Below are 253 nucleotides of genomic sequence, written 5' to 3' on the forward strand. Positions count from 1 at the left end.
CATCTCGCCGCGACGCGATCATTCGCCGCATTCCTTGCACCGCTTCGCAAGACCGAGTGGGTCGTCTATGCCAAGCGGCCGTTCGGCGGCCCTGAGGCAGTGCTGGCTTATCTGTCGCGCTACACCCACCGCGTCGCCATCGCCAACAGTCGCTTGATCGCCTGCGACCAGCAGGGCGTCACCTTCAAGTGGAAGGACTACCGCGTCGCGGGCCGCGATCGATACAAGCAGATGACACTCGAGACCTTCGAGT

General features: G+C 63.2%; 1 protein-coding gene. It reads left to right on the plus strand.

Translation table 11 applies throughout. The annotated features are described in order from the left end of the window. The coding region (locus ACZXDY_RS46745; protein WP_464350137.1) for a transposase at positions 1-253 on the plus strand (253 nt) is incomplete at both ends.

This window comes from Bradyrhizobium sp. LeoB3 (assembly GCF_055456055.1).